The organism is Ezakiella massiliensis (assembly GCF_059862345.1).
This window is the reverse complement of the sequence record NZ_JCBCEO010000003.1, coordinates 183,463-193,077: the sequence shown is the minus strand read 5'-3', so window position 1 is coordinate 193,077 and position 9,615 is coordinate 183,463. Positions and strand designations below refer to the sequence as shown.

The window sequence follows — 9,615 nt, the reverse complement described above, 5'->3', positions numbered from 1 at the left end:
AATTTAAAATATTTTTTAAATTTTTTCGCATAATAGCAATACTTAGAAGTTTTTTAAAAATATTAATCGATTGTTAAACAAACAAAAAATTTTGTCCATTAAATTATATTTTTTATTTTTTATCAACATTTTTTTGCCACGATGAAAAAATTTTTTGACGGCAATTTTCATCGGATTGATAATTTTTGGCGAAATGTTTTGACCGATTTTTTTATCGCATCACATTTTTTTGATTCAAATAATTTTTTCCCATTCACATTTTATTGTAAATAAAAATAACCCCCAGGCATTCGCACTTGCCCGGAGGTCATTTCATAAAATTAATTTTAAGCTAATCAAATCTAAAACATTCGCACACTTTTATTTTAAATTTGATTTAGGCCTTTAACTATATTTCTTTTTTCTCAAAATTACCAAAGCTATTAAGGCAATCAAGCTCAGGTATAGAGATTTAATATCTGTTCTTACTCCAGTCTTTGGAATAATATTTCTTCCGCCACCTTCGTCTTCAGGTGTTTCTGTTTCTTCTGGTTCTTCTGGTTCTGGAGTTTCTGGTTCTTCAGGTTCTTCTGGTTCTTCAGGTTCTTCTGGTGGGACTTCCTTATTTGTAATGGTAAATCCTCTGTCCATATTACCTGCATAGGAAACTTCAAATTCCCTGTCCCCTATTTTGTAAATACCATTTGAGTCGCCAACTTCTCTAACTGTGTAAACATAGTAATTACCAAATCCATCTTCAATGTCAAGATCATAGAAGGTCGCAGTCCATCCATTTTCTTCACTTAATGTTAAGAATTTATTGGTAGCCTTACCATTTACATAGAGTTGAACTCGAATAACCTCTGTTTCACCAAGAGCTTCCCAAACCTTATTAACTCTGATATGAGTTTTTGGTTCTTCAGGTGGAGTTTCTGGCGGAATAATCTTATTTGTAATTATAAATCCATCTTTTGGATTACCAGTTATTTCAGAATTATAACCGCCTACAGCTTTTTCTTTGATAGTGTAGCTTACGTTTGCACCTTCAAATAGAGTTGGAAGATCTTTAAAATATGCCTTCCAGTCTTCTTTAGCTTTTACTTGTTTGGTTTCTACAAGATATTCATTGTCGCCAATTTTAGCTAAAAGTTGAATTTCGATAGTATCTGGACGTTTATTATAAGCATTGTCGTTATCATCCCATCTCTTTTCAACATCTATTTCTGTCTTATCATCTTCAGTTCCAAAAACAACAGTTCCGTTACTACCTATGCCGCCACCGCGTGTTGCAGAAACGTTGCCGGAGATAATAACCTTAGCTAAAGCCTTTGCAAGTTCAATATCCTCTGGTTTAGAATTCACAGCGAGTTTTGCATCTTCATCGCCTTCAGCTATCAATAATGTTCCTTTATGTTTATCATCTGCTAAGGCTTTGCCATCTGGTGTGGTCCAATTAAAGAGACCGCCGCCTAGCATACGCTTGGATAAATCATATTTGGCATATCCCCCATGTAAATCATAGTATTCTTTAGAGTATATATACAAATCATTTCCTGGCATTCCAGCTTTATTGTTATTAAAAGCTACTCCATTGTTGACATAAATAGTAGTTTTTCCAATAGGACAGCTAGCATATCCAGCGCCTTCCCATTCGGACTTGTTGTCTGTAATCAAAACATTTTTAATGTATAGTTCAGCATTAGCACCATATACAGTAAGTTCTTGAATTTTACCATTCTTGTCTATATATCTAATGGTCTCTTTGGCACCATTAACATAAATGCCAGCGCCGCCAAAAGCCTTATTAGTTACTCCACTTCCGTCCATTTTATTGTTGGTAATCATTCCAGCTGTAATGTAAGCTTTTCCTTGAGTGCCACTATAATACTTGGCCTGAATAAAAATTCCGCCGCCGGAAGATCCTGCAGTATTGCCGTCGACTATGCCGCCGTTCATATATAGTACACTTCCTTTTTCAGGGTTGTTGGATCCTATTGAAATACCACCGCCAATTTCTGCCGCAAAATTATTTAATACCTTGGCATCCCCAGACATATATAATTCGGAGCCATTTCTTAGGATAATGCCAGCACCAGCAGAATAGTATTGATTATATGGCTTATCATATACTAGATTTGATCGATTATTTTGAACTGCACCGCCTGTGAAATACATGGTTGAATTATCAAGTTGGATTCCGCCACCGTAAGTTGCTTGGTTGTTTTCAATGCTTCCTCCAGTCATATTGACTGTGGAATCTTTAGCTCTAATGGCACCACCATGAGTTGGATTGAGTTTAGGATCAGGGCTTATATCATTATTTCTTAAAATAGCGCCTTCTTCGATATTTAAGGTACCACCATCCACATAAACCAATGACTTTTCAATATTTTTATTATTCTCTGAATTTCCGTCAATGATAATGTTTTTAAGAGTGGCCTTTTTACCTTCTTCTACCTTGAGCAAATAACCATTAAAGTCTTTAGAGCGAATCAGCTTAACATTCTTACCATCAAGACTGACTTCACCTTCTACAGAAATAGTACCAGTTACAACAATATTTTTAATCATATCGGTAATACTGTTTTTTGCATGACCAAAAGTCTTAAATGCCTCTTCAGCACTCAATCCATCGTTGTTATCGCTACCCTTTTCCCCATTAATATATAGGGTGTCAGGTGCTTGGCCTCCTTCAGCCAACTGTTCAAATATTTTTTCTTCGCCAATCTCTAAATTAGTTTCTTTTTCAACTTCTTCATCAGTTTTTTCTTCATTTTCTGCTTCTTTAGTTTCTTCTGAATCTTCGGCTTTTTCTTCGCTTTCGTTTTTTTCATCAACTTCCGCTTTTTCTTCAACTTCAGTTTCTTTTTCAACTTCGACTTCTTCTTTAGATTTTTCTTCGCTTTCTTGGTCTTTTGTAATTTCTTCTTTGCTTTCTTGATCAACAGTGTTTTCTTTTGCATCAGAGACTGTTTGTTGATCTTCTGACTCTTCTACTGATTTTTCTTTTCTTGTTTCTTCTACTTGTGTAGTTTCTTTTGTAGCTTCTTCTCCCTCAGATATTTTTTCTTCAGTTTCTTCTAGGTTTTCAGTTTCTTTTGTTGTTTCTTCTTCATCTTGCTCTTCTATATTTTCTTCTTGAGGTGCTTCCTCTTGCTCTTCATTTGTTTCTGATGCTTGAACGCTTAGAGCACTTTCCTCCAAATTTGTTCCTTCATCTGTTGTTTCTGCATATAGGTTAACTTTACCAAATGCTAGAATAGTAAAAAGCAAAGTTAAAAAAATTAATGTAACTCTTTTTTTCACTATTTTCACCTCCTTTCCTTCATAAATTTATAATATAGGTCATTAATATCTATATTGACCTTATTATACTCTTATTATATTAAAAGTCAAGGAAAAATCACAAGTTGCCCTGCAGCTATTTTCTTGCACCAACAATATATAGTGGTTTTATTTAATTGAAAGTAAAAATACCCTTGATAAGCAACATAAAAAATTTTGCAAAAATTTTTTAATTATAATTTACATATAGTAGAAAACAAATTTTTTTAAATTATACATTATACAATTTTTTCACAAAAAAGACGCCAGCACAATTTTGTGCTAGCGTCTTCATTATAATCTTTATTTTATTCTACTGGGATTACTGATCCGTCGTATTTTTCGTTGATAAACTCTTTAGCTTTGTCTGATTTTAAGACTTGGACGAATTTTTTGTAAGCTTCGTTGTCTTTGTCAGCTGTTCTGGCTACAATGATATTTGCATTTGGATTTCCTTCTGTTTTTTCAATTAATAGTGGGTCAGTCTTTGGGTTTAGGCCAACGCCAAGTGCAAAGTTTGAGTTGATAACTCCGCCTGCTACGTCTGCGTAAGCTTTGGCAACTGTAGCTGCATCTACTGCTGTGATTTTTAAATTCTTTGGATTTTCAACGATGTCTTTTTCTGTAATGCTTTCTGAATTATAGTCAGATAGTTTGATAAGTCCTGCGTCTTCCAAGAGTCTCAAAGCACGTGCTCCATTTGATGGGTCATTTGGAATTACAATTTCGTCACCATCTTTGAATTCATCAAGAGATTTTACTTTGTTTGAATATAAACCCATTGGTTCTAGGTGGATTGCACCGATACTTGTTAGATCAAGATTTCTGGATTCACAGAATTCTTTTAGATATGGTTCGTGTTGGAAGTAGTTTAGGTCTAGGTCGCCTTCTGCTAGGGCAATGTTTGGTTGTACATAGTCTGTAAATGTAACTACTTCTACATCTAGGCCTTGGGCTTTGAATTCGTCTTTGAGTGCTTCTACGATTTCTGCGTGTGGTACTGGAGATACGCCAACTTTAATTTTGGTCAGGTCTCCGCTTTCTTTTTTGCATCCTACGAATGTGAATGCGAGTGCGATTGTTATTGCTAAAATTGTTAATGTTCTTTTCATTTTCTTCCTCCTAATTTTTGTGACAATCGGTCATGTAGCAGCCGATTTATTTCGGCCAAACCGATTGTCATTTTCATTTTTATTTTTTATTTGATTTTTCTGCTAGGTTGGTTCCTAAGCGTTGAACTATTTGTACTATTATTACTATTATTACTACTGCGGCCATGAGCATGTCGGTTTGGTTCATATTCCAACCGTATCTGATGGCTATGTCTCCCAGGCCTCCGCCGCCAAGGGCGCCTGCCATTGCTGAGTAGCCAATCAAATTTATAATGGTCATGGTTACGGCGTCGATTACGCCGGGTTTACTCTCCTTTAAAACAACTTTTAATATTTGAAAATTGGTCGCCCCCATACTTTTTAGAGCTTCTATGATGCCCTTATCGATTTCCGAGAAAACATTTTCCATCATACGAGCTACAAAGGGTGCAGCTGCAACTGAAAGTGGAACCATGGCTGCGACCATGCCGATTTTTTTGCCGACGATAAGTTTTGCCAGTGGAAAGACCACAATCATCAAGATGACAAAAGGCATTGATCTAAATATATTTATTATTACATCTAAAATTTTATAAAATGCTTTATTTTCTGCTATGGAATCTTTCTTTGTGGCAAAGAGGACTAGTCCGATTGGAAGTCCTATTAGAACTGCAAAAAACGATGATACACTCACCATGGCAAGTGTTTCCCATGTGGCTGTTTTTAATATATCAAACATTTAGCACCTCCAAATTAATTCCTCCGTCCTTGCAATACTTAAGAGTCCTATCAATCTCTGCATCTTCGCCAATAAATTCTACTATCAAGTAGCCCACGCTGGTGTCCACAAGCTTGTTGATGTTGCCTGATAAAATATTTATCTTAACATCAAAGTCCTTGGAGATTTGCGAAATAATTGGCGTATCCGCAGTCGCTCCATCGTAGGTCAGTCTGACCAATCTGCCTTTGCTCTCATAGTCGTGGTACTTAGCTTCCTCAGAAATTGGAATTGCTTCGATAAAAGCCCGGGTTACTTTTTCCCGTGGATTTCTAAAGAGCTCTTCGGCTTCGTTTTCTTCTATGATTTTGCCGTTTTCCATTACAGCTATACGATTGCAAATATCCTTGGCCACTTCCATTTGGTGGGTGATAATTATTACTGTCGTTCCGTAGACTTTGGCTGAGCGTTTGATCAGGTCGCAAATGTCCTTGGTCGTACTTGGATCAAGAGCTGAAGTTGCTTCGTCACTCAAGAGTATCTTGGGGTTGGTGGCCAGGGCCCTGGCAATTGCAACTCTTTGCTTTTGTCCTCCGGATAATTCTGCTGGGTAAGAATTTTTTCTATTTTTTAATTCTACAAAGTCCAGCATCTCGTCTACTCTTTTTTCTATATCCGCCTTGGTCCACTTGGCAAGCCTCAGTGGATAGGCCACGTTTTCAAAAACTGTCATTTGATTGAACAAATTGAAATGTTGGAAGATCATGGCTATGTCTTTTCTCTTTGACAAGAGTTCATTTTTGTTAAGACTTGTCATCTCGACTCCATCAATTTCAATCTTGCCATCGGTCGGCTCGTCAAGTCTGTTGATACACCTAATAACAGTTGACTTGCCGGCTCCGCTTAGACCAATTATTCCAAATATTTCTCCTTTGTCGACTTCAAAGCTCACATCATCCACGGCGTTAAAATTTTTACCGTCAATCTGATAAACTTTTTTTAAATTACTTACTTTAATCATTTTTCTCCTCATAAAACAAAAAACCCTCTCGAGAGGGTTTAAAAAAATAGCGATCGCACTAATCTGACTCATCTCTCGGTTATCCGCTGGAATTAGCACCTAATTAAATAGGTTGCCGGGTTTCATAGGGCCAGTCCCTCCACCTCTCTCGATGAATATTTGATTTGTACACTATCATATATTAAATTTTATCTTCTGTCAAGTGATTTTAATCACTTAATTAAGATTTTTAAAATTAATTTTTATTTAGCCATTCAATTGCTAAGCTAGCAAAAGTCCCAGCACCGATTGGCATGGCGTCTTCGTTAAATAAAACTCCTGGATTGTGGTGGGAGAAATTATTGCCTTCGACCTTGCAGTTGCACATAATATAGACTGAAGGAACTTTTTCTGCAATAACAGCAAAGTCTTCAGATGCCATTATGAGGAGGCCGTCGATCATCTCTATATCTGGGTTTGAATTTTTAATTATGTCTACAAATTCTCCTGTGAGTTCTGGATTTGAATAAGTGGATGGAACGCCAGAGAAAAAGTCCAAATCAATTTTTGTGCCTGTAACTTTTTCTGCGCCTTCAATTATTTCGATCATTCTTTTCTTTAACCTATCGCGAACTTCTGGATCATAAGTCCTCATGGTCCCTTGCATGACAGCTGTGTCAGGAATAATATTTGAATTGCTGCCCGCTGAAAATTGACCAAAGGTTAAAGTCGTTGTGGCTTGTGGGGTGTTGTCGCGGCTAATGAGTTGTGCGAATTGTTGGTAAATTAAGACGCCAGCGTTTATTGGGTCAATACCTGTGTGTGGATAAGCCCCATGAGCCCCCTTGCCCTTGATTTCGATTTTGAAATTGTCACAAGAGGTTGTCATGTATCCAGTGTTGTATGAAATGGAACCTGGTAAATGGTCAAGACCTGTATGCATGGCAAAGGCAACGTCTACCTTTGGATCTTCCAAAAGCCCCTCCTCAATCATCATCCGTGAGCCCTTGAAAATTTCTTCTGCAGGTTGGAACATAAGTTTAACATTGCCCTTGAAGTCGTCCTTGTTGTCGTTAATAATCTCGGCTGCTGCCAAAAGCATGGCTGTGTGAAGGTCGTGGCCGCATGTATGAGCACAGGTGCCTTCAGCTTTAAAATCCAAATCATTTATTTCTTCCATGGGTAGGGCGTCCATGTCTGCTCTTAGCAAAATAGTTTTGCCTTCGCCCTTGCCTCCTTTAATAGTAGCACTTAAACCAGAAGTCCCGTATCTTTTAACTTCTAGACCCAAGGCCTTTAATTTTTCTACTACATAGGCGCTGGTCTTTGGCAAGTCCAGTCCAAGCTCTGGCATTTGATGAAGCTCTCTTCTTTGTTCAATCATTTTTGCTTGAAGTTTCTTAGCTTGTTCATAATATTTATTCATAAAATCCTCCTTAAGAATTTATTCCCATTTGTTTTCTTATATTATAGATACCATAATTTACATGGTTTTTAACATTTTTATAAAGGATTTTCTGTCTATCTCAGTTTTGCAAGTTTAAATTAATTATGATACAATAGTTCTTATACGAAAATCGAACGAAATTTATATAGATGAACTGGAGATGATTAATTGGATAAGAAAAATTTTTATAAAAAAGCATTAAAGATGGCCTGGCCTTCTGTCTTGGAAAGTTTTTTCCTGTCCCTGGCCGGCATGATTGATACACTTATGGTTTCTGCCCTAGGACCTGCGGCAATTGCTGCGGTCGGTCTGACCAACCAGCCAAAATTTATTGGACTGGCTGTATTTTTTTCTATAAGTATAGCTGTGTCCGCCCTGGTCGCCAGGCGAAAGGGTCAGGAAAATAAAGAAGGCGCCAACCAGATTTTGGTAACCGCCTTTACAGTTGTTTTAATTTTAACGGTAATTATTACCACTGTTATGTGCGTGTGGGCCGATCCTATTTTAAGAGCAGCTGGATCAAATGCCGACACCCACCAAATCGCCCACGAATATTTCTTAATCATTATGGGCTTTTGTATTTTTAATACCATTAGCATTACTATAAACGCTGCCCAACGCGGGAGCGGGAACACAAAAATCGCTTTTACAACCAACTTTGTTTCGACAATTGTAAATATTACTTTTAACTTTTTGCTCATCAAGGGCCGCTTTGGTTTCCCAGCTCTCGGCATTAGAGGTGCTGCAATCGCAACAGTTATCGGTGCTTTTGTGGCAGCTTTAATGTCAATTCGCTCGCTCTTTAAGAAAAATAGTTATGTAAGTATTCCATTTATTATTAAAAATAAAATAAAGCCAAGCAAGGACGCTCTTAAAAGCATTTCCCTCTTGGGATCAAATCTGCTAATAGAAAACTTTGCCATGAGGGTTGGTTTTTTAACAACAGCCATGCTAGCCGCAAGTCTTGGCACAGAACAATTCGCTGCCCACAATGTAGGCATGCAGTTTTTGAGTTTGGGTTTCGCCTTTGCTGATGGCATGCAGGTAGCTGCAGTTTCGCTTTCGGGTCAAGCACTTGGAGCCAAAAAACCTGACGAGGCAATCATGTATGGCCACGCCTGCCAAAAAATCGGCCTTGGTATATCAGTAATACTTTCCCTTTTATTATTTACCTTTGGCGACAAGCTCTATGGACTCTTCTTTGACGAAGCCCATATAATTGAATACGGACTCTTAATTATAAAATTCATAACGGTCATAGTCCTCTTGCAGATTTCACAAATTATTTACGGCGGAGTTTTGAGGGCAGCAGGCGACGTAAAATATACACTTCTAAGTACAATAGTCAGTGTTACTATTATTAGAACTGTTGTTACCTATGTCCTAGTAAAAGTTATGGGCCTCGGCCTAACGGGAATTTGGATCGGCGTTTTCTCAGACCAATTCTCAAGATTTATTTTTAATAGCTTGAGATTTAAATCCAAGCGCTGGATCAAAATTGAAATTTAAATTTATTATCCAAGGATATTTTATCCTTGGATTTTTATTTGCAAAAAATTATTTTTCCAACAAAAAACTCCCAGATTATTTCTGGGAGTTAATAGTTTTTATTGTTTCTTCAAAACTTCGTAGAGGTGCTTGAGGCCCTCTCTTATTTTTTCAATTTCTTGGTCACTTTCATCAGCCAAACACTTTTGCAAAAACTTGTGTCTTTCCTCGATAACATCATCTATAACCCTGTTGCCCTTGTCAGTTACATCAATATAAAAAGAACGTTTATCATACTCTGTAACTTCTTTTTTGATGTAACCCGTTTCCTCCATTTTTCTAATCATATCCGAAACGGTGGATGGGGCAATTTTTAAAAGATTGGTCAGATATTTCGGAGTAGCTTTGCCGTTTTGGTACTTAATCATCTGCAGGGCATAAAACTGCAGAGGAGTTATATCTTCATCAGCCAGGATAGTTCTACCTTTTAGTCTAATCTTCCAGTCTAAATACCTAATATATTCTTCTATTTCCACAATGTCATCATTAAATTTTTTATCGTTCATAA

At 37.1% G+C, this 9,615-nt stretch carries 7 protein-coding genes and 1 riboswitch; of the genes, 1 reads left to right on the top strand and 6 read right to left on the bottom strand.

Features of this window, described 5'->3' with window-relative positions:
* Positions 1 to 384: 384 nt before the first annotated feature.
* From AC6FXG_RS05785 to AC6FXG_RS05765, 5 genes are all read right to left on the bottom strand, one after another.
* On the bottom strand, positions 385 to 3,285 hold the full coding sequence (locus tag AC6FXG_RS05785; protein ID WP_500571906.1) for a Cna B-type domain-containing protein: 2,901 nt from the start codon (positions 3,283 to 3,285) through the stop codon (positions 385 to 387).
* 326 nt (positions 3,286 to 3,611) lie between these two features.
* Positions 3,612 to 4,415: a MetQ/NlpA family ABC transporter substrate-binding protein gene (locus tag AC6FXG_RS05780; protein ID WP_500571905.1), complete on the bottom strand. Its 804-nt coding sequence runs from the start codon at positions 4,413 to 4,415 to the stop codon at positions 3,612 to 3,614.
* Between the two features lie 79 nt (positions 4,416 to 4,494).
* Positions 4,495 to 5,133, bottom strand: a complete 639-nt coding sequence (locus AC6FXG_RS05775; protein ID WP_075574786.1) for a methionine ABC transporter permease — start codon at positions 5,131 to 5,133, stop codon at positions 4,495 to 4,497.
* Entirely contained in the window at positions 5,126 to 6,133 is a 1,008-nt protein-coding gene (locus tag AC6FXG_RS05770) for a methionine ABC transporter ATP-binding protein (protein ID WP_500571904.1), read from the bottom strand. Before AC6FXG_RS05770 ends, AC6FXG_RS05775 begins: the two co-directional genes overlap by 8 nt.
* A gap of 65 nt (positions 6,134 to 6,198) precedes the next feature.
* Positions 6,199 to 6,291: riboswitch (SAM riboswitch) on the bottom strand.
* 77 nt (positions 6,292 to 6,368) lie between these two features.
* On the bottom strand, positions 6,369 to 7,538 hold the full coding sequence (locus AC6FXG_RS05765) for a M20 metallopeptidase family protein (protein WP_500571903.1): 1,170 nt from the start codon (positions 7,536 to 7,538) through the stop codon (positions 6,369 to 6,371).
* A gap of 189 nt (positions 7,539 to 7,727) precedes the next feature.
* Here AC6FXG_RS05765 and AC6FXG_RS05760 point away from each other — a divergent pair, with 189 nt between their 5' ends.
* A complete protein-coding gene (locus tag AC6FXG_RS05760) occupies positions 7,728 to 9,068 on the top strand; it encodes an MATE family efflux transporter (protein ID WP_500571902.1) in 1,341 nt (446 codons plus the stop codon).
* 98 nt (positions 9,069 to 9,166) lie between these two features.
* Here the strand turns inward: AC6FXG_RS05760 and AC6FXG_RS05755 are convergent, their stop codons facing one another.
* On the bottom strand, positions 9,167 to 9,613 hold the full coding sequence (locus tag AC6FXG_RS05755) for a MarR family winged helix-turn-helix transcriptional regulator (RefSeq protein WP_075574782.1): 447 nt from the start codon (positions 9,611 to 9,613) through the stop codon (positions 9,167 to 9,169).
* Positions 9,614 to 9,615: the final 2 nt, after the last annotated feature.

Bases quoted from the DNA above. Each gene is read 5' to 3' on its own strand.
- AC6FXG_RS05780 (WP_500571905.1), bottom strand. From the start codon at position 4,415: ATGAAAAGAACATTAACAATTTTAGCAATAACAATCGCACTCGCATTC.
- AC6FXG_RS05775 (WP_075574786.1), bottom strand. From the start codon at position 5,133: ATGTTTGATATATTAAAAACAGCCACATGGGAAACACTTGCCATGGTG.
- AC6FXG_RS05770 (WP_500571904.1), bottom strand. From the start codon at position 6,133: ATGATTAAAGTAAGTAATTTAAAAAAAGTTTATCAGATTGACGGTAAA.
- AC6FXG_RS05765 (WP_500571903.1), bottom strand. From the start codon at position 7,538: ATGAATAAATATTATGAACAAGCTAAGAAACTTCAAGCAAAAATGATT.
- AC6FXG_RS05755 (WP_075574782.1), bottom strand. From the start codon at position 9,613: ATGAACGATAAAAAATTTAATGATGACATTGTGGAAATAGAAGAATAT.